Genomic DNA, 19,981 nt, shown 5'->3' with positions numbered 1-19,981 from the left:
GCTGCCGCGTTCCAGGGTGCCGCACGGCGCGCGTCAGTGGCGTTCGCCGAACAGCGATTCGAGCGGGTAGTGCCGTTTGACGAACGGCGACTTGATGATCACGTAACTGAAATACTTCTCGATGCCGATGTTCTGCTCGAGCAGCCCCTCGACGATCGTCTGGTAGTGGCTCACGCTGCGCGTGATGAACTTCAGCAGATAGTCGTAGCCGCCGCTCGCGAGGTGGCATTCGACAATCTCGTCGACATTGCGGATCGCCGCGACGAAGCGGTCGAAGTCCTCGCGGCGGTGGTCGGCCAGTGTGACCTCGGTGAACACGACCTGCACGTCGCCGAGCTTCTCGAGCTGAATGTGTGCGCCGTAGCCGCCGATGTAGCCGGCCTTCTCGAGCCGCTTCACGCGGATCAGGCATGGACTGGGCGACAGCCCGACCGCATCGGCCAGCTCGACGTTGGTCATGCGGCCGCGCTTCTGCAACTGGGAGAGGATGCGCAGGTCGATGCGATCCAGTTTGCTGTCCGTCATGTTCACGTGAGAAGGCAAAAATGGAATGTCCGGTTACTTTAGAGTCGAACGATGGCCGCCACAAGCCCGGCTTTCCCTTGGCCGGTCAGGCCGGCTGCGCGTGCGCGGCGTCCAACGCGCGCTGCACGCCCGCGTCGGCCAGCACGTCGTCGAGCGTCTTGCGTACGCGTTCGAACATCAGATCGAACTCGCCCGCGGTGAAGCTCAGCGCCGGCGCGAAACCGAGCACGCCGTCGCCGAATGCGCGAAACACCACGCCGTTCGCGTACGCGGCCGCCGCGATCTTGTCCGGCACGTTCAGCGCCGGGTCGAAGCGCGTCTTACGTGCCTTGTCGGCCACCAGTTCGAGCGCGCCGAGCAGGCCGACCGAACGCGCGTCGCCGACGAGCGGGTGCGCGCGCAGCGCGTCGAGGCCCGCGGCGAAGCGCGGCGCCATCGCCTGGCCGTTCGCGAGCAGCCCGCCTTCGTGATAGAGCTTCAGCACCTCGAGGCCGATCGCCGCGCTGACCGGGTGCGCGGAATACGTATAGCCATGACCGACCGCGGCCGACTCCGTGCGGCTGCCTGCGATGCCTTCGTAGATTTCGTCGGACATCAGCACGGCGCCCATCGGCGCATAGCCGGCGGTCAGACCCTTCGCGATGGTCATCAGGTCCGGATCGACCTGCTCCGTCTCGCATGCGAACAGCGGGCCCGTGCGGCCGAAACCGGTGATTACCTCGTCCGCGACGAACAGGATGCCCAGGCGCCGGCACGCGTCGCGCATTGCCTTCAGCCAGCCGGTTGGTGGCACGATCACGCCGCCGGAGCCCTGCACGGGCTCGCAGAAGAACGCGGCGACGTTGTCCGCGCCGAGTTCCGCGACTTTCGCGTCGAGCGCGGCGACCGACGCGGCGATCAGCGCCTGCGGATCGTCGCCGAGCGCGTGGCGATACGGGTAGGGCGACGGGATGTGATGCTGGTCCGCGCGCGGCAGATCGAAGTGCCGGTGAAACACGGGCAGTGCGGTCAGGCCGGCACCGAACGACGACGAGCCGTGATAGCCGCGCTCTAGCGCGATCATCTGCTTTTTCGACGGGCGGCCGGTCGCGTTGAAAAAGTGCGTGATGAAACGCACCGCGGAATCGACCGCGTCCGAGCCGCCCAGCGTGAAGTACACGCGGTTCAGCGACGGCGGCGCGAGCGCGGCGAGCCGTTCGGCCAGCTCGATCGCCGGCTGCGAGCCGAAATGGAAATAGCCGGTCGCGTAGGGCAGCTTCACCATCTGGTCGGCAGCGGCTTTCACGATGCTGTCGCGGCCGTAGCCGACATTCACGCACCACAGGCCCGAGAACGCATCGAGCAGCGTATGGCCGCCGGTGTCCCGCAGGAATACGCCGTCCGCGGATTCGAGCACGGTGACGCCGCGCGCCTCGTGCGCACGATAGTTGACGACGGGGTGGATCAGGTGTTGACGATCGGCTTCGATCAGCGCGGCGTGATTCATGGGAGGGCGGGACTCTCGTCAGGTGTCAGCGATGGGTTCATGCTAACGGGTGAGAAAGTCGCGTGCGTCTTCAATTTGCGATCCGAAACGTATGCATGCGGCGTTTGCACGGGGCGCTGCGGCATTTTCTGCTGCGCGCCCCGCCGGGCCGGATACGCGCGTCAGTAGCCGCGCGCGCGATCGACCACGCCGATCATCGGCTGTCCCGCGCGATGGCGCGCGAGGTTTGCGAGCACCGCGTCGACCGCGGTGTCGGGCCGTGTCGCGCTCGCGATGTGCGGTGTGATGCGAATGCGCGGGTGCGTCCAGAACGGATGGCCGGCCGGCAGCGGCTCGGGATCCGTCACGTCGAGGATCGCGCTGTCGAGGCGGCCGCTCGCGAGCGCCGCGAGCAGCGCCGCCGAATCCAGCTGCGGGCCGCGCCCGGCCTGCACCAGCGACGCGCCGGCCGGCAGCGCATCGAACACGCGCGCCCCCAGCAGGCCGCGCGTGCTGTCGGTCAGCGGCAGCAGGCAGATCAGGATGTCGGTGCGGGCGAGAAATGCATCGAGCGTCGCGTCGCCCGCGTAGCAGTCGACGCCGTCGAGCATGCGCGGCGTGCGGCTCCAGCCGGCACACGGGAAACCGAAGCGCCGCAACGCGTCGAGCACGGCCTGGCCGAGCGTGCCGAGCCCGAGCGCGCCGACGCGCCGCGACGCGGCCGCCCGCACCGGTTTCTCGCGCCACACGTGCTCGCGCTGCTGCGCCGCGTAGTCGAACAGGTCGCGATGGATCGTCAGTACGGCCTGCGTCACGTATTCGACCATCCCTTCGACGATGCCCGGTTCGATCATCCGCACGACGGGGATGTGCGAAGGCACACGCGACAGGTCGAACTGGTCGATGCCGGCGCCGACCGAGAACACGACCTCGAGATTCGGCAGGAGCGCGACCGGGTCGTCCGGCGGCTGCCAAGCGGCGAGATAGCGCACGGCGCTGGCGTCGCCGAGGTCCGGCCAGATCCGGAACGGCAGATCGGGCGCCTGTTGCGCGAAGCGCGCCGCCCATTGCGCGCCGCGCACCGGGTCGGCCTTGTAGAGAAAGCTCATCGTGAGTCCCGTTCAACCGAGCGCCTGATTCACGATCGCGTACGCGCGCAGCGCCGGGTCGCGCACCGGCGTCGCGCCGCGCGCCATCGCGACCACAGTGTCGACGCGCGGCAGCCCGAGCCCCTGCAGCCAGTCGGACAGCCCGCTATCGCCCGGCACGTCCAGCCGCACGAACATGCCTTCGTGCAGCGCGAGCCAGTGGCTGATCAGCGCTTGCGCGCGCAGCGCATCCGGTGCGATCACCGGGCCGATCACATGGCCGCGGCCAAAACGCCGGAACAGCGCGAAGCCGAGCAACTCGCCGTCGCGGTCGAGCGCGATGCCGTTCGCGACGTCGAGCAGCGCATCGATCACCGCACCGCGTTCGTACCCGGCCGCGCGCGACGCGAGCGCGGCGAGGCGCGGCCCGTCGTTGGTGCCGAGCGGGCGCAGGCGCTCGCCCGGCGGCAGCGAGATCAGCGGCGGCTGGAAGGCCGCGCCCTGGTGCTGATCGACCGTATCGATCACATCGAAGCCGAATTTCGCGTACAGCGGTTCGCCGGCCGGCGTCGCATGCAGAAAAATGGTGCGCGTGCCGAGGCTGTCGACGACGCGGGTCATCAGTTCGCGCCCGATGCCGCGGCCCTGGCGCTCGGGAGACACGATGACCATGCCGAGCGACGCGTGCGATTCGCCGAAGGGCCAGCCCAGCGCGGTGCCGACGATGCCGGTTTCGTCTTCGGCGACGAAGCCGCTGCCGAGCTGGAACACGAAGCGCCAGTCGTCGAGCCGGTGCGGCCACTTGACCGTCTCCGACAGTCGATGCGCGGCGGGCAGGTCTGCTTCGGCGAACGGGCGATACGTGAGCGTGCGGGAAGGATTGAGGTCGGACACGCCGGACTCCGGATGGGTGGAAATGACCCGTTCACTCTGCCAGCGCGGTTGCTGTACGGATAGGACGATTCGCCTGTTTTCGGGCCACGGCGGCCGCGCGCGCACGATCGATGCAAACCCGCTCGATTGGCGCGAGCAAACGCGCGGATCGTGCCGGCGCGGCTGGTCATTCCGACCACGCCTGCTGTGGGAATGCCTCTAGGATGAATGCACGGCGGCGCTGCGGCCTGCCGAAGGGCCGCACCGGCAGGCGAGCCCGCTGCGGTGGCACGGCGCCCACCGGCCGCCGTTGCTGCGCCACGCCCGATCGCGCCGCAGATCGTGCTGCATGTGCCGGGAAACACGCGGCGATTCTGCGCTTTGAGCGGCGTCGAACGATGCGCGAACGACTTTTTGCCCTGATTCAATTTCGTACAACCCAGCCCGTCCCCGGCGCCGCCGGGGCTTCACACCGACAGGACATCACCATGATCCAGTTTGAACCGAAGTTCATCACCTTCGACTGCTACGGCACGCTGACCCGTTTCCGGATGGCCGAGATGGCCCGCGAAGTCTATGCGGACCGGCTGACGCCGGTCGCGATGGAGGAATTCGTGCGTGCGTTCGCCGCCTATCGGCTCGACGAAGTGCTCGGCGCCTGGAAGCCGTACCGGGACGTCGTCGTCAACGCGATCCGTCGCACCTGTGCGCGGGTCGGCGTGACGTTCGACGAAGCCGAGGCCGAGCGTTTCTATCATGCGGTGCCGACGTGGGGCCCGCATCCGGACGTGCCGGCCGGGCTGTCGCGGCTGGCGACGAAGTACAAGCTGGTGATCCTGTCGAACGCCATGGACGACCAGATCATGAGCAACGTCGACAAGCTCGGCGCACCGTTCCATGCGGTGTTCACCGCGCAGCAGGCACAGTCGTACAAGCCGCGGATGCAGGGCTTCGAATACATGTTCGACAAGCTCGGCTGCAAGCCCGAGGACGTGCTGCACGTATCGTCGAGCCTGCGCTACGACCTGATGACGGCCGAGGATCTCGGGATTAAGCACAAGGCGTTCGTGAACCGTGGCCACGAGCCGGGTACACCGTTCTACAACTATTACGAAGTGTCGGACATCGGCCATCTCGCGACGCAGCTCGGGCTGTAAGCCGCTTGCGGCGGCAGATTCACTGATCGTCGCGACGGGGCGCGGCCGCGATGTCGTCGCGTCCCGTCGCGCGTTCGATCAGCGCACGAAATACGGGTAATGACCTATATTGAGTCGTTCAAGGCCGGGCCGCCGGGGCCGATATATGTACCGAACGGTTAATATCGAGAGGCCCCGCATGAAGTTGTCCACGAAACTGCTGATGCTCGTCGCCGCGGCGTTGCTCGGTATCGTCTTGCTCGCCGCGTTGTCGCTGCACACGCTGCGCGACGCGCTGATCGACAGCCGCCGCGAAGAGCTCGTCATTCTGCTGACCAAGGCCGAGCATCTGGTCGATTCGTATCGCGCGATGCAGACGAACGGCCCGCTTACGCGGGAGCAGGCGCAGCAGCAGGCCAAGGCCGCGCTGTCGGCGCTCAACGCGAATTCGAAGAGCTACTTCTGGGTCACGACGTCCGACGGCGTCAACCTCGTGCATCCGAACGCGAAGTTCATCGGCACGCGCGCGAAGGGCAACCGCACGACCAGCGGCCTGACCGACAGCGAGGCGTACCGCGCGGGAATGGCGCAGGCGCATTTCGCGCTCGTCGACGTGCTGATCAAGCGCAGCCCCGACGCGGACGTGGAGCCGAAGCTTCAGGGCGTGGTCGCGATTCCGGACTGGGACTGGTGGATTGGCACGGGATTCTTCTACGACGACATCAATGCGGCGTTTACCCGGCTCGCGGTGGTGCTGGGCTCCATCACGCTCGTCATCGCCGCGGCGCTCGCGGCCATCGCATGGGGTGTGCTGCGCAGCGTCAGCCGCACGCTGGGTGGCGAGCCCGCGCATGCGGCGCGAATTGCGGCCCGCATCGCCGCCGGTGAACTGGACGTCCAGTTCGATACGGCGCAAGCGGCCCCGGGCAGCCTGCTCGTGGCGCTCGGCGACATGAAGGCGCGGCTGACCGAGACCATCGCCGAGATCCAGACCACGACGCATTCGATTGCCGTGGGCACCGGCGAGATCGCACAAGGCAATCTGGATCTGTCGCAGCGCACGGAGCAGCAGGCCGCGTCGCTGCAGGAAACGGCCGCCAGCATGGAGCAGATCACGTCCACGGTCAAACAGAACGCCGACAACGCACGCCAGGCGAATGCGCTCGTGACCCAGGCGAAGGATGCGACCGAACTCGGCGGCGCCGCGGTGCAGGCGGTCGTCGAAACGATGCGGCAGATTTCGGACGGATCGGTGCGGATCGCCGACATTACCGTCGTCATCGAAAGCATCGCATTCCAGACCAACATCCTGGCGCTCAACGCCGCGGTGGAAGCCGCGCGGGCCGGCGAGGAGGGGCGCGGGTTCGCCGTCGTCGCGTCGGAAGTCCGCTCGCTCGCGCAACGCAGCGCCGCGGCCGCGAAGGACATCAAGGGATTGATCGACGCGTCGGTCGAGCGGGCCGGCAGCGGCAGCCGGCTCGTCGAGACGGCCGGCGCGCGCATGACGGAGATCGTCCGGTCGATCGATCGCGTAGCCGGCATCATGGGCGAGATTTCGGCCGCATCGGCCGAGCAGAGCACCGGCATCGAACAGATCGGGCTGGCGGTCGCGCAAATGGACGAAGTCACCCAGCAGAATGCCGCGCTCGTCGAGCAGGCTGCCGCTGCCGCGTCCTCGCTCGATGAGCAGGCGGCACGCCTGCGGGCCGCCGTATCGGTGTTCCGGCTCGCTGCGTGACGGCGTCGTGCCGTGCGCAGGCAGCCTGCGCATCATCCCGCTTCCTTCGCGCCGCGCCGGCGCACGCCCGGCATACGCGCCGGCAGGCCGGCGACGCACGCATCGCCGCACCGAATCAGGGTTCCTGACGGCTGCACGGCTCGCGTGCGCCCGGTTTCCGGGCCGTCCCGTCACCTTCCTTCCTGCTCGCAAAGCCGCTGCGACGGAGCGGCATTCTTCTGACCTTTCATGCGCGCCGTGCCGTCGCGACCGGCGCCCGCATCGGCCCGCGCGCGCCGCGACGTGCCGCTCGCTTGGGCCGTCGCCGGCATGCGGGCACGCATTCGACACAAACGTGCGGTTTGCCTGAGCCAAACGCGCGCCGGATGCCGAACGGGCAATTTTGTCGGCGCAATCTGCGGCGGGTGCGGCTTTACGATTTCCTTCATCTACACGGGTTCGGCCGCCGTTGCGACGTGCCGCCCGGCAAACGGCGACGCGTGCGTGTACGCAGCAATTCATGCTGCGCGGGCGGCGCAAAACGGTCGAATCGTGTCGTGCAGCCGCCCCGAATCGCGACAACCCGCATTTTGGCGATGCTTAAATGAATTGCATGTGCACGACGTCGCGGCTGCCACCAGCAAGCGGGCGCGGCGGGATTGAACAACGACGCTGGACCCCAGGACCCACTTTCCACAGTCAGGAGCAGTTCGGATGAGCGACGATATCGACAACGGCGGCAAGGGTGGCTTCACGCGCCGCGACATGATGAAGGTCATGGCGGCGAGCGGCATGATGGCCGCCGGCGCCGGCGGACTGCTGGTGCATCCCGGGACTGCCTTTGCCGCGCCCGCGCCGAAGCGCGGCGGCAAGATCCGGGTCGCGAACGAATCCAGCTCGACGGCCGACACGTTGGACCCGGCCAAGGGCTCGACGGGCGCGGACTACATCCGCTTCTTCATGTTCTACAGCGGCCTGACGCAGCTGGATCAAAGCCTCACCCCGCAGATGAACCTCGCCGAGTCGCTGCACACGACCGACGCGAAGACCTGGGTCATCAAGCTGCGCAAGGGCGTCACGTTCCACGACGGCAAGCCGGTCGGCCCGGCCGACGTCGTGTACTCGCTGATGCGTCACAAGAACGCGGCCACCGCGTCGAAGGTCAAGACGATCGCCGACCAGTTCACCGACGTGAAGGCGAGCGGTCCCGACGAAGTCACGTTGACGCTCGCGAGTGCGAACGCGGACCTGCCGGTCGTGCTGGCGACGCCGCAGCTCGTGATCGTCAAGGACGGCACGACCGACTTCAGCACCGGTATCGGCTGCGGCCCGTACAAGCTGAAGTCGTTCAAGCCGGGCGTGTCGACCGTCGGCGTGCGCAACGACAGCTACTTCAAGTCGGGCAAGCCGTATCTCGACGAGATCGAGCTGATCGGCATCAGCGACAGCGCCGCGCGCCTGAACGCGCTGCTGTCGGGCGACGTACACCTGATCAACGCGATCGATCCGCGCTCGACGCAGCGGGTTTCGTCGACGCCGGGCTACGCGCTGAAGGAAACCAAGTCGGGCCTCTATACCGACCTTATCATGCGTAGCGACAACCCGATCGTCTCGAGTCCCGATTTCGTCGAGGGGATGAAGTACCTGTTCGATCGCGAGCAGCTCCGCTCGGCGGTGTTCCGCGGCTACTCGGTGATCGGCAACGACCAGCCGATTCCGCCGGGGCATCGCTACTTCAACGCGTCGCTGCCGCAGCGGCCGCACGATCCGGACAAGGCGAAGTTCCTGTTCCAGAAGGCGGGCGCGCTGGGCGTCACGCTGCCGCCGATCTATGCGACGTCCGACGCGAACGGGTCGATCGAAATGGCCGTGCTGCTGCAGCAGGCCGGCCAGAAGATCGGATTGAACCTGCAGGTCAACCGCGCGTCGCCCGACGGCTACTGGTCGAACCACTGGATGAAGCATCCGCTCACGTTCGGCAACATCAACCCGCGCTCGAGCGCCGACGTGCTGTTCACGCAGTTCTTCAAGTCGGATGCGCCGTGGAACGAGTCGGGCTGGAAGAACGCGAAGTTCGACCAGCTGCTGCTCGCCGCCCGTTCGGAAACCGACGACGCGAAGCGCAAGCAGATGTACGGCGAGATGCAGGCGATCGTCGCGCAGCAGGGCCGGGTCGGCATTCCGGCGTTCATCAGCTTCCTCGACGGGTACGACAAGCGGCTCGCGGGCCTCGGTTCGATCCCGACCGGCGGGATGATGGGCTTCATGTTCGCCGAGAACGTGTGGTGGAACGCATGACGTCGTCGCTGGCCGCCGTCGCGCGGCCGGCGCGGGCCACCGCACCGGCCAAGCGCGGCTTTTTCGGGAGTGCCGCTCCATGAACCGAATGCTCATCGGGCTGATCGGCCGGCGTATCGCGGTCACCGCGCTGACGCTGCTGATCGTGTCCGCGATCATCTTCACGATCACGAACCTGCTGCCGGGCGATGCCGCGCAGGCCGCGCTCGGCCAGTCGGCGACGCCGGAGACGGTCGCCGCGCTGCGCCAGCAGTTCGGCCTCGACATGCCGGCGCACGTGCGTTACGTGCACTGGCTCGCCGGGCTGCTGCACGGCGATTTCGGCCGGTCGCTGTCCGGCGACATGCCGGTGTCGGAGCTGATCGGCGGGCGCCTGCCGAAGTCGCTCACGCTGGCGGCGATCACGACCGCCGTGTCGGTGCCGATCGCGCTGCTGCTCGGGATCCTCGCGGCGGTCAAGCGCGAGTCGGTGATCGATCGCGTGATCAGCCTCGGCACGCTGTCGCTCGTCGCGACGCCGGAATTCCTGATCGCGACGGTCGCCGTGCTCGTGCTGGCCGTGAAGCTGCACTGGCTGTCCGCGCTGTCGTACAGCGGCCCGATCGAAAGCGTGCACGATTTCCTGCGTGCGTATGCGATGCCGGTGCTGACGCTGTGCGCCGTCGTGATCGCGCAGATGGCACGCATGACGCGCGCCGCGGTGATCGAGCAGTTGAGCGCGTCGTATGTCGAGATGGCCATGCTGAAGGGCGCGAGCCCCGCGCGCGTCGTGCTGCGCCATGCGCTGCCGAACGCGATCGGGCCGATCGCCAATGCGATCGCGCTGAGCCTGTCGTATCTGCTCGGCGGCGTGATCGTCGTCGAGACGATCTTCAACTATCCGGGCCTCGCGAGCCTGATGGTCGACGCCGTCAGCAATCGCGATTTCCCGTTGGTCCAGGCGTGCACGCTGATCTTCTGCGTCGCTTACCTGACGCTCGTGTTGTTCGCCGACCTGTGCTCGATCGTGTCGAACCCGCGACTGCGCACCTGAGTGTTTCGTTTTCCTTCCGAGATGCCGCCCATGCAACCGATCGAACCCGTACAACGCAGCAGCGCGCTGCCGCCATCCGGCGACCCGCCCCTGGGGCGGGGTAGCATGCCGCCTGCCGCGCCTGCTCCCGACCGGCCGCGCAAGCGCCGCACCGCGCGCATCGCATTGACGACCGGCGGCCGCGTCGGCCTGTCGATGGTCGGCCTGATGCTGTTCGTCGCCGTGTTCGCGCCGCTGATCGCGCCGCATGACGTCGGGTCGATCGTCACGCCCGACGTGTTCGCGCCGTTCAGCGCGAAGCTGCCGTTCGGCTCCGACTTCCTCGGCCGCGACATGCTGAGCCGGATCCTGTTCGGCACGCGGCTGACCGTGCTGCTCGCGCTGGCCGCGGTGCTGCTCGCTGCGCTGACCGGCACGACGCTCGGGCTGCTCGCGACCGTGTCGGGCCGTGCGGTCGACGAGACGATGAGCCGGCTGCTCGACGCGCTCACGTCGATTCCGTCGAAGATGTTCGCGCTGATGCTCGTCGCCGCGTTCGGCTCGTCGCTGCCGCTGCTGGTTCTCACCGCGGCGGTCAGCTACATGCCTGGCTCGTACCGGATCGCGCGCGCGCTGGCCGTCAACATCAGCACGCTCGAGTTCGTGCAGGTCGCGCGTGCTCGCGGCGAAAGCGCGCTGTATATCGCATGCGTCGAGATGCTGCCGAACATGATTCATCCGATGCTGGCGGACACCGGGCTGCGCTTCACGTTCGTGGTGCTGCTGCTGAGCGGCCTGAGCTTTCTCGGGCTCGGCGTGCAGCCGCCGTATGCGGATCTCGGCTCGCTCGTGCGCGAGAACATCGCGAGCCTCGGCGACGGCTCGGCCGTCGCGATCATGCCCGCGGTCGCGATCGCGATCCTGACGGTGGGCGTCAACCTGCTGATCGACGGTCTGCCGCATCGCGGCCGCCGCAAGGGCGCGGCTGCCGCCGCCGGAGAACACTGATGCGAGATCAATCGACTCCGCTCGTCGAGGTGCGCGGGCTGCGCGTCGTCGGCGGCCGCCCGGGCGGCGAGGAAACGACGATCGTCCACGGCGTCGACTTCGATATCGGGCGCGGCGAGGTGCTCGCGCTGATCGGCGAATCGGGCTCCGGCAAGACGACGATCGCACTGTCGCTGATGGGCCACGCGCGCACCGGCTGCCGGATCGCCGCCGGCTCGGTGAAGCTCGGCGGCACGGATGTCTGCACGCTGTCCGCGCAAGCGCTGACCGCGCTGCGCGGCCGCAAGGTCGCGTATATCGCGCAGAGCGCCGCCGCCGCGTTCAATCCGTCGCGTACGATTCTCGACCAGGTGATCGAGAGCGCGCTGATCCACAGGACGATGACGAAGCGCGATGCGCAGGCGAAGGCGATCGAGCTGTTTCGCGCACTCGCGCTGCCGGAGCCGGAGGCGATCGGCAAGCGCTATCCGCACCAGGTATCGGGCGGACAACTGCAGCGGTTGATGGCCGCAATGGCGCTGATCACCGATCCGGAGCTGGTGATCCTCGACGAGCCGACTACCGCGCTCGACGTGACCACGCAGATCGACGTGCTGCAGGCGTTCAGGAGCGTGATCCGGCGCTACGGAATGAGCGCGGTGTACGTGTCGCACGACCTGGCCGTGGTCGCGCAGATGGCCGACCGGATCGTCGTGCTCAGCGACGGCGTGATCCGCGAGGCCGGCGATACCGAACAGATCCTGCATGCGCCGACGCATCCGTACACGCAGAGCCTGATCGCGGCGGTCACGCCGAACGATGCCGAACGCGATGCAAAAGCGGCGAGCGCCGCACCGGCGCCGCTGCTCGACGTGCGCGGCGCGATCGCCGGCTACGGCGGCCGTACTGCGAAGGGCTGGCCCGCGAAGGTGATCCTGCATGAGGTGGACCTGCGCATCGGGCGCGGGCAGACCGTCGGCGTGATCGGCGAATCGGGCTCCGGCAAGACGACGCTCGCGAAGGTGATCGCGGGCCTCGTGCCGGCAACGGGCGGCGAGATCCTGCTCGACGGCGAGCCGCTCGCGCGCGATATCGGCAAACGGACGAAAGAGCAGCATCGCCGCGTGCAGATCGTGTTCCAGAACGCCGATACCGCACTCAATCCGGTGCATACCGTCGAGCGCACGCTCGCGCGACCGCTCGCGTTCTATCACGGGATCAAGGGCGCGCGTGCACGCCAGCGCGTCGCGGAGCTGCTCGAGCTCGTGCGGCTACCGCCGGCGGTGGCTGCGCGGCGTACCGGAGAATTGTCCGGCGGACAGAAGCAGCGCGTGAACCTCGCGCGCGCACTCGCGGCAGAGCCCGACCTGATCCTGTGCGACGAGGTCACGTCGGCGCTCGACACGGTCGTCGGCGCCGCGATCATCGAGCTGTTGCGCGACCTGCAGGCGAAGCTCGGCGTGTCGTACGTGTTCATCACGCACGACATCGCGAAGGTGCGCGCGATCAGCGACGACATCGTCGTGCTGTATGCGGGCCGTCGCGTCGAGACGGGCAGCCGCGACGCGCTGTGCGCGCCGCCTTATCACCCGTATTCGCACTTGCTGGTGTCGTCCGCGCCGGAACTGCGCGCGGGCTGGCTCGACGATGCGGCCGAGCGCTGCCACGGGCCGCTGGTGCCGATCGGCGAGCGCGAGAACGAGAACGAGGCCGAGCTGTGTCCGTTCCTGTCGCGCTGCGCGATGCGCGTGGACGGCGTGTGCAACCGGACGGCCCCGTCTCTGCGCACGCTCGGGAACGGCGCGCAGGTGCTGTGCCATCGCAGCGAAGAAGATCTCGCGCGCTTCCAGGCGGAGCCGGTGCAGGCCGGCGTCACGCCGGTGCGGCTGTAGTGTGCGACGTGCGAACCGTTCATCGCGCGGCGCGGTGGACGGCACGCCGCATAGTGTGCTGCGGCAGTCGCGCAAAACGGCGATTTGTGCGCGTGCCGCGCGCGAATACGCGACAACTGCGGTTTTTGACGATGCTTAAATGATTCTCATTGAACGGTCGCCGATCGTTGTTGCCGGAATGCTCGAGAAGGATCCAATGAAACTGGAATCGTACTGGCTGGATACCCGCCCCGCGTTTCGTGCCGGTTGCGAGGGGCCCGTCGAAGGGCGTGCCGACGTGGCCGTGATCGGCGGCGGCTTCACCGGCTTGTCGGCGGCCCTCGCGCTCGCGCAGCGCGGCGTCTCGGTGGTCGTGCTCGAAGCCGCGCAAATCGCCGGCGAAGCGTCCGGCCGCAACGGCGGCCAGTGCAATACCGGCGTCGCGCAGGACTATGCGTCGCTGGCCGCGCGAATCGGCGCCGAGCCGGCGAAGCAGTTCTATCGCGCGTACGAAAGCGCGGTGAAGAGCGTCGAGACGATCGTGACCGAACAGGCGATCGACTGCGACTTCCGGCGGGCGGGCAAGCTGAAACTCGCCGCGAAGCCGCAACATTTCGCGGGGCTCGAAAAGACCTTCAACGCGTTGCGGCGCGATGTCGATCCCGACATCGAACTGATCGAGCCGTCGCGGATCCGCGACGAAATCGCGTCCGACGGTTTTTACGGCGGACTCCTGCAGCGCAACGGCGCGCAGATGCACATGGGCAAGTTCGGCGTCGGGCTCGCGCAAGCGGCCGTGCGCGCCGGCGCACGCGTGTACGAGCACGCGGCCGTCACGCAGCTCGACCGGCTCGACGGCGAGCGCCACCGGATCACCTGCGCCCGCGGCACGCTCGTCGCCGATCGCGTGCTGGTCGCGACCGGCGCGTCGCAGCACGGGCCGTTCGCGTGGTTCCGGCGACGCATCGCACCGGTCGGCAGCTTCATCGTCGTGACCGAGCCGCTGCCCGATGCGCAGCTGAACCGGCTGTTTCCGCACCGCCGTGCGTACGTGACGTCGCGCCAGATCGGCAACTACTTCCGCGTGACGCCCGACAACCGGCTGCTGTTCGGCGGCCGTGCGCGTTTCGCGATGTCGAGCCCGCGCTCCGACGCGAAGAGCGGTGACATCCTGCGCGCCGGCATGGCGGGTTATTTCCCGGAACTGGCCAACGTGCGGCTCGACTACTGCTGGGGCGGGCTGGTGGACATCACCGCCGACCGGCTGCCGCGCGCGGGCCAGCACGACGGGCTCTATTACTCGATGGGCTACAGCGGTCACGGTGTGCAGATGTCGGTGCACATGGGCCGCGTGATGGCCGATGTGCTGTATGGCGCGGCCGCGTCGAATCCGTGGCGCGAACTCGAGTGGCCGGCGATACCGGGCCATTTCGGGCATGCGTGGTTCCTGCCGCTCGTCGGCGCGTATTACCGGATGCAGGATTTCCTGCACTGAAGCGAGCGCCGGGAGAATTCGATATGACAGTGCAATTCGTTGGCTCGCCACGTGTCGCGCCGGCCATCTCGCCGGCGATCGGCGACGTGCTGCGCACGATCGACGCGTCGTTCGCGCAGCCGCTGAACCTCGACACGCTCGCGGCGGTGGCCGGGTTGAGCGTGTCCCGTTTCACCGCGCGCTTTCGCAGCGAAACCGGGCTGTCGCCGCACCGGTATCTGTGCCTCGTGCGGGTACGGCGGGCGCAGGACCTGCTGCGCGCAGGCCTCGCGCCTTCGGTCGTCGCGACCGACGTCGGCTTCTTCGATCAGAGCCATCTGTGCCGGCATTTTCGGCGCGTGCTCGGGATCACGCCGCGCGATTACGTGGTTGCGCGAGCCGGCCGCGCGCCGGAGCGGGCGTTGTCGATCCGCACGCGCGACGAGCGCCGCGAAGCGTCGTGTCACGCGGCGTAAGCGCACGCATGGACGACATGCCCCGCTGAGGAGGTCCGGCAGGAGCGCCGGCGAACGACGATTTCCGATATCGCGCGATGGCTTTGAACCCGGCCGCCGCGCACCGCACAGGAGCAGAAATGACCGCAGTTTTCGTGTTGCACCGGGCCGACGGCGCGCCGTCTTCCACCGCATTCCGCAAGCAGGCGTTCGGCGCGAACGATCCTTTCGCGTCGCATCGCGAGATGGCTTGGGAAGGTTCCGACGCGATGGCCGCGGGGCGGATCGTTTTCGTCGGCGAACTGGACGTGCCGAGCTTTCCGCACGTCGAAACCGTCGTCGTCGTCCAGGGCGAGCTGACGCTCGAAGCGGCCGGGGCCGCCCCGCTGGTGCTCGGCCCGGGGCAAGGCGCCGTCATCGGCGGCGGCACCGCACTGCGCATCGCCGCGCAATCGCCGGTACTGCTGATGTTCTGTGCGGCAGCGTGCGCGCAACCGACGAAACGCGGCCTCTTCGCGCTGCGCGCCGACGCGGACTTCAAACCGTCCGCCACGCTGCCGGCCGAGGTGCTGCTCGGCCCCGCGCCGCAATGCCGCAGCGACAACGTGTTCACCGACGACGGCGCCGAATATTGCGCGGGCACGTGGGACTCGACACCGTATCACCGGATCGTCCGGCCGCATCGCGCGAACGAGTTCATGTTCCTGCTGGACGGCGGCGTGCGGTTCGCGGCGGCCGACGGCAGCGTGCTGTCGCTCGGTGCTGGCGATGCGCTGTTCGTGCCGCGCGGCGCGTCGATCGGATGGGAAAGCAGCGAACGCGTGGCGAAGTTCTACGTGATGCAGAACGTCAAACCCTCCACCGAACGAGACTGAGCATGTCCCCTCCGCTGCGCCATATCGAAACCTTGTCCACGCCGCCGGCCGCGGCCGACGTCGTCGTGATCGGCGGCGGCATCATTGGCGTCTTCACCGCCTACTATCTGGCCCGGCGCGGGCTGTCGGTCGCGCTCGTCGAGAAGGGCCGCATCGGCGCCGAACAGTCGAGCCGCAACTGGGGCTGGTGCCGGCAGCAGAACCGCGACGCGCGCGAGCTGCCGATGGCGAGCAAGAGCATCGATCTGTGGGAACGATTCTCTGCCGAATCGGGAGAGGACACGGGCTTTCATCGCTGCGGGCTGCTGTATCTCAGCAATGACGAGGCCGAGCTGTCCCGCTGGGCCAGCTGGGGCGAATTCGCGAAGACCGCGGGCGTGACCACATACATGCTCGATAGCAAGCAGGCCGCCGAGCGCGGCCGGGCGACCGGGCGGCAGTGGAAGGGCGGTGTCTTCTCGCCGACCGACGGTACGGCCGATCCGGCGAAGGCCGCGCCGGCCGTGGCCGCCGCGCTGATGAAGCTGGGCGGCAGTGTCCACCAGCACTGCGCGGCGCGCGGCATCGAGCTCGAGGGCGGCCGTGTCGCCGCCGTCGTTACCGAGGCGGGCGTCATCAAGACCCGAACGGTCGTGATGGCCGGCGGCGCATGGGCATCGTCGTTCTGCCGCCAGCTCGGCATCCGGTTTCCGCAGGCATCGATCCGTCAGTCGATCCTGAGCGTATCGCCCGTCGCGCAGCCGCTGCCGGAAGCGATGTACACGTCCGGCGTGTCCGTGACGCGCCGCAGCGACGGACGCTACGCATTGGCGATCAGCGGCCGCGCGCGCGTGGACCTCACGCCGCAGTTCCTGCGCTTCGCGCCGCAATTTGTGCCGATGTTCGCGAAGCGCTGGCGCAATCTGCTGCCGGGCGGCCTCGAAGGCGTGCGCGGCGGGCATGAAACGTTGAAGCGCTGGCGCCTCGATGCGCCGACGCCGATGGAAGCGGTGCGCATTCTCGATCCGAAGCCCGACATGCCGACGGTCGCCGAAACGTACCGCCGCGCGGCCGAACTGTTGCCCGAACTGCGCGAAGCGAAGATCACACACGCATGGGCCGGCTTCGTCGACAGCACGCCGGACGGCGTGCCGGGCATCGGCGAAGTGCCGGGCGTGCCGGGGCTGATCCTCGCGGCGGGCTTCTCGGGGCATGGCTTCGGGATCGGGCCGGGCGCCGGGTATCTGATCGCCGATCTCGCGTCCGGTGCGGAACCGTTCGTGGATCCGGCGCCTTACCGGCCCGGCCGTTTCAGCGAATCCGCGTGGGGCAAGGTCGCGGATTTCTAGTGCAAGGCCGTCACGGGGACAAGGGAGCCGCCTCCGGAAGAGGCGCTTCGATCTGGGCCGCACGCGCGGCGGGATCGGGATGGCGAATGTTCGCCGGCCATGCAGTGCGGTGCAGTGCAGCGCGGCAACTTGGGAGTGCCTGATGCGTTTCAGTTCCTACTGGCTCGATACGTCGGAGCCATTCGCGAGCAGTTCGTCGGCGTTGCAGGACGGCAGTTGCGACGTGGTGGTGGTGGGCGGCGGAATCACGGGTTCGGCGGCCGCGCTGGCGCTGGCCAAGAAAGGCGCGCGCGTGATCGTCTGCGAAGCCGGCACCGTCGGGCAGGCGGCGTCGGGGCGCAACGGCGGCATGTGCAACAACGGCTTCGCGCAGGATTATGCGTCGCTGTCGCAGCGCATAGGCACGGAACTGGCTAACCGGCTCTATCGCGCGTTCGACGCGGGCGTCGACACGGTCGAGCGGCTGGTCAGGGAGGAGTCGATCGATTGCGACTTCGTGCGCCGCGGCAAGCTGAAGCTTGCGGCGAAGCCCGAGCACTACGACAAGCTCGTGCGCAGCCAGGCGCTGCTCGCGGCGAGCGTGGACCCCGACACGCGCATGGTCACGAAGGCGGAGCTGCGCGACGAGATCGGCTCGGACCGTTATCACGGCGGCCTGCTGTTTGGCAAGAGTGCGGGGATGCATGTCGGCCGCTATGTGCGCGGGCTGGCGAGCGCCGCACAAACCCGCGGCGCGCAGATTCTCGAGCACGCGCCGGTGCTCGGACTGAAGCGGCAAGCGGGCGGCGCCTACGCGGTGCGTACGCCGCTCGGCGAAATCCGTGCGCGCCAGGTGCTGCTCGCGAGCGGCATTTCGCAGGTTGGGCCGTTCGGCTGGGTGCGTCGCAGGATCGTGCCGGTCGGCGCGTTCATCATCGTCACCGAGCCGTTGCCGCGCGAGTGGCTCGACCGCTTGCTGCCGACGCGCCGGATGGTCACCGACACGAAGAACTTCGTCAATTTCTTTCGCGTCACGCCCGACAACCGGATGCTGTTCGGCGGGCGTGCGCGTTTTGCCGCGTCGAATCCCCGTTCCGACGAAAAGAGCGGGGCGATCCTGCGGCAGCAGATGGCCGCCGTGTTTCCCGAGCTGGCCGCCGTGCGCATCGACTACTGCTGGGGCGGAATGGTCGACATGACGGCCAACCGGCTGCCGCGCGCGGGCGAGCGCGACGGCGTTTACTACTCGATGGGCTATAGCGGCCACGGCACGCACATGGCCACGCTGATGGGCACGCTGATGGCGGAGATCATGGACGGACGCGCGGACCTCAACCCGTGGCAAGCCTTCGACTGGCCGGCCATTCCCGGGCACTTCGGCAAACCCTGGTTTCTGCCGTTCGTCGGTGCGTGGTATCGACTCAAGGACACGTTGCAATGAATTCACCGGTAGTTCACCTGATGCAAGCCGGCAGGCTCGAACGCTTCTTCATCGACGGCGACTGGGTGCCGCCCGCCGGCAGCGACCGGTTCGCGGTCGTCAGCCCGTCCACTGAAGACGCACTGTGCGAGATCCCGCTCGGCAGCGCGCGCGACGCCGACCGCGCGGTGCAGGCCGCGCGCCGCGCGTTCGAACGCTGGGCCGCGACTCCACCGCATGAGCGCGCGGCGTTGCTCGATCGCATCCATGCGTTGATCCTGGCGCGCGCCGAGCTGTTCGCCACCGCGCTTGCGCTGGAGATGGGCGCGCCGATCGGCTACGCACGCGGCGCCCATGTGCCGCTCGCGGCCGAACATATCCGCGTCGCACGCGACAACCTCGCGCGCTACCCGTTCGTCGAGCGGCGCGGGACGACCGCGATCGTGCGCGAGCCGATCGGCGTGTGCGCGCTGATCACGCCGTGGAACTGGCCGATCTACCAGATCACCGCGAAGGTCGGGCCGGCGCTCGCGGCAGGCTGTACGGTGGTGCTGAAGCCGAGCGAGCTGTCGCCGCTCAGCGCGCTGCTGTTCGCGGAAGTGGTCGCCGACGCGGGCGCGCCCGCCGGCGTATTCAACTTCGTGAGCGGCAGCGGTGAAACGGTGGGCGCGGCGCTGTCGTCGCATCCGGAGGTCGACATGGTGTCGATCACCGGCTCGACGCGGGCCGGCGTGCTCGTTGCGCAGGCGGCCGCGCCGACCGTCAAGCGCGTCGCGCAGGAGCTGGGCGGCAAGTCGCCGAACCTCGTGTTGCCGGACGCGGACCTGCAGCGTGCGATCCCGCCGGGCGTGGCCGCCGCGTTCCGCAACATGGGGCAATCGTGCAGCGCGCCGACCCGCATGATCGTGCCGCGCACCATGCTCGGCGCGGTCGAGGAACTGGCCGTCGCGACCGTGCACACGCTCGTGGTCGGCGATCCGTTCGACGAGGCGACGACGCATGGGCCGCTCGCCAATCGCGCGCAGTTCGGGCGGGTCGCGCAGATGATCGACGTGGGCGTCGACGAACGTGCGAAGCTGATCGCCGGTGGCCCCGGCCGGCCCGTGGGGCGCGACCGCGGCTTTTATGCGCGGCCGACGATTTTCTCCGAGGTGCGCACCGACATGGCGATCGCGCAGCAGGAGATCTTCGGCCCGGTGCTCGCGATCCTGCCTTACGACACCGTGGAAGAAGCGGTCGCCATCGCGAACGACACGGTCTACGGGCTCGGCGCGCACGTGCAGGGCACCGACATGGAGCGCGTACGCGCGGTGGCCGCCCGCATCCGCTCGGGCCAGGTGCATCTGAACTACCCCGCATGGGACCCTCAGGCACCGTTCGGTGGCTACAAGCAGTCGGGCAACGGCCGCGAGTACGGGATCGAAGGGATGGAGGAGTACATGGAGGTCAAGTCTGTCCTGGGCTTTTACGCTTGATGC

The 19,981-nt window shown here is 68.3% G+C and carries 17 protein-coding genes; 12 read left to right on the top strand and 5 right to left on the bottom strand.

Annotated features, from left to right (window positions below; translation table 11 throughout):
* Positions 1 to 33: 33 nt before the first annotated feature.
* The 4 genes from QZM67_RS12920 to QZM67_RS12905 all read right to left on the bottom strand — a co-directional run bounded on the left by QZM67_RS12920 (position 34) and on the right by QZM67_RS12905 (position 3,972).
* Positions 34 to 525 (bottom strand): Lrp/AsnC family transcriptional regulator, encoded by a 492-nt coding sequence (locus QZM67_RS12920; RefSeq protein WP_006749694.1) that lies wholly within the window; start codon positions 523 to 525, stop codon positions 34 to 36.
* Positions 526 to 610: 85 nt separating this feature from the next.
* Positions 611 to 2,011 carry an aspartate aminotransferase family protein gene (locus QZM67_RS12915; RefSeq protein ID WP_301803496.1) on the bottom strand — a complete coding sequence of 467 codons (1,401 nt, stop codon included), beginning with the start codon at positions 2,009 to 2,011 and terminating at the stop codon, positions 611 to 613.
* A 161-nt stretch (positions 2,012 to 2,172) separates the two neighbouring features.
* Positions 2,173 to 3,099, bottom strand: a complete 927-nt coding sequence (locus tag QZM67_RS12910) for a glyoxylate/hydroxypyruvate reductase A (RefSeq protein WP_301803493.1) — start codon at positions 3,097 to 3,099, stop codon at positions 2,173 to 2,175.
* 12 nt (positions 3,100 to 3,111) lie between these two features.
* Entirely contained in the window at positions 3,112 to 3,972 is an 861-nt protein-coding gene (locus QZM67_RS12905; RefSeq protein WP_301803492.1) for a GNAT family N-acetyltransferase, read from the bottom strand.
* Between the two features lie 467 nt (positions 3,973 to 4,439).
* Between QZM67_RS12905 and QZM67_RS12900 the strand changes: the two genes are divergently transcribed.
* Positions 4,440 to 5,108: a haloacid dehalogenase type II gene (locus QZM67_RS12900; RefSeq protein WP_301803491.1), complete on the top strand. Its 669-nt coding sequence runs from the start codon at positions 4,440 to 4,442 to the stop codon at positions 5,106 to 5,108.
* 178 nt (positions 5,109 to 5,286) lie between these two features.
* Positions 5,287 to 6,825 (top strand): methyl-accepting chemotaxis protein, encoded by a 1,539-nt coding sequence (locus QZM67_RS12895; protein ID WP_301803490.1) that lies wholly within the window; start codon positions 5,287 to 5,289, stop codon positions 6,823 to 6,825.
* A gap of 170 nt (positions 6,826 to 6,995) precedes the next feature.
* Here the strand turns inward: QZM67_RS12895 and QZM67_RS12890 are convergent, their stop codons facing one another.
* The gene (locus QZM67_RS12890; RefSeq protein ID WP_301803487.1) at positions 6,996 to 7,253 is read right to left on the bottom strand and encodes a hypothetical protein; all 258 of its coding nucleotides are present in this window, start codon (positions 7,251 to 7,253) and stop codon (positions 6,996 to 6,998) included.
* Positions 7,254 to 7,518: 265 nt separating this feature from the next.
* Here QZM67_RS12890 and QZM67_RS12885 point away from each other — a divergent pair, with 265 nt between their 5' ends.
* From QZM67_RS12885 to QZM67_RS12840, 10 genes are all read left to right on the top strand, one after another.
* Positions 7,519 to 9,102 (top strand): ABC transporter substrate-binding protein, encoded by a 1,584-nt coding sequence (locus QZM67_RS12885; RefSeq protein WP_301803484.1) that lies wholly within the window; start codon positions 7,519 to 7,521, stop codon positions 9,100 to 9,102.
* Positions 9,103 to 9,181: 79 nt separating this feature from the next.
* The gene (locus QZM67_RS12880; protein WP_301803481.1) at positions 9,182 to 10,135 is read left to right on the top strand and encodes an ABC transporter permease; all 954 of its coding nucleotides are present in this window, start codon (positions 9,182 to 9,184) and stop codon (positions 10,133 to 10,135) included.
* A 30-nt stretch (positions 10,136 to 10,165) separates the two neighbouring features.
* Positions 10,166 to 11,122, top strand: a complete 957-nt coding sequence (locus tag QZM67_RS12875) for an ABC transporter permease (protein WP_301803476.1) — start codon at positions 10,166 to 10,168, stop codon at positions 11,120 to 11,122.
* Positions 11,122 to 12,993 (top strand): ABC transporter ATP-binding protein, encoded by a 1,872-nt coding sequence (locus tag QZM67_RS12870; protein WP_301803472.1) that lies wholly within the window; start codon positions 11,122 to 11,124, stop codon positions 12,991 to 12,993. Before QZM67_RS12875 ends, QZM67_RS12870 begins: the two co-directional genes overlap by 1 nt.
* A 139-nt stretch (positions 12,994 to 13,132) precedes the next feature.
* A complete protein-coding gene (locus QZM67_RS12865; RefSeq protein ID WP_301803469.1) occupies positions 13,133 to 14,467 on the top strand; it encodes an FAD-binding oxidoreductase in 1,335 nt (444 codons plus the stop codon).
* A 23-nt stretch (positions 14,468 to 14,490) separates the two neighbouring features.
* Positions 14,491 to 14,922, top strand: a complete 432-nt coding sequence (locus QZM67_RS12860; RefSeq protein WP_301803465.1) for a helix-turn-helix domain-containing protein — start codon at positions 14,491 to 14,493, stop codon at positions 14,920 to 14,922.
* Positions 14,923 to 15,041: 119 nt separating this feature from the next.
* A complete protein-coding gene (locus tag QZM67_RS12855; RefSeq protein WP_301803463.1) occupies positions 15,042 to 15,776 on the top strand; it encodes a cupin domain-containing protein in 735 nt (244 codons plus the stop codon).
* Between the two features lie 2 nt (positions 15,777 to 15,778).
* A complete protein-coding gene (locus QZM67_RS12850) occupies positions 15,779 to 17,104 on the top strand; it encodes an FAD-binding oxidoreductase (RefSeq protein ID WP_301803462.1) in 1,326 nt (441 codons plus the stop codon).
* Between the two features lie 142 nt (positions 17,105 to 17,246).
* Positions 17,247 to 18,524, top strand: a complete 1,278-nt coding sequence (locus QZM67_RS12845) for an FAD-binding oxidoreductase (RefSeq protein ID WP_301803461.1) — start codon at positions 17,247 to 17,249, stop codon at positions 18,522 to 18,524.
* Positions 18,521 to 19,978, top strand: coding sequence for an aldehyde dehydrogenase family protein (locus QZM67_RS12840; protein ID WP_301803459.1), 1,458 nt, complete (start codon positions 18,521 to 18,523; stop codon positions 19,976 to 19,978). Before QZM67_RS12845 ends, QZM67_RS12840 begins: the two co-directional genes overlap by 4 nt.
* Positions 19,979 to 19,981 lie beyond the last annotated feature (3 nt).

The sequence above is a fragment of the Burkholderia sp. AU45251 genome, assembly GCF_030482905.1.
GTDB classification, from domain to species: Bacteria; Pseudomonadota; Gammaproteobacteria; order Burkholderiales; family Burkholderiaceae; genus Burkholderia; species Burkholderia aenigmatica.
This window is presented reverse-complemented; position numbering and strand designations above follow the sequence as displayed.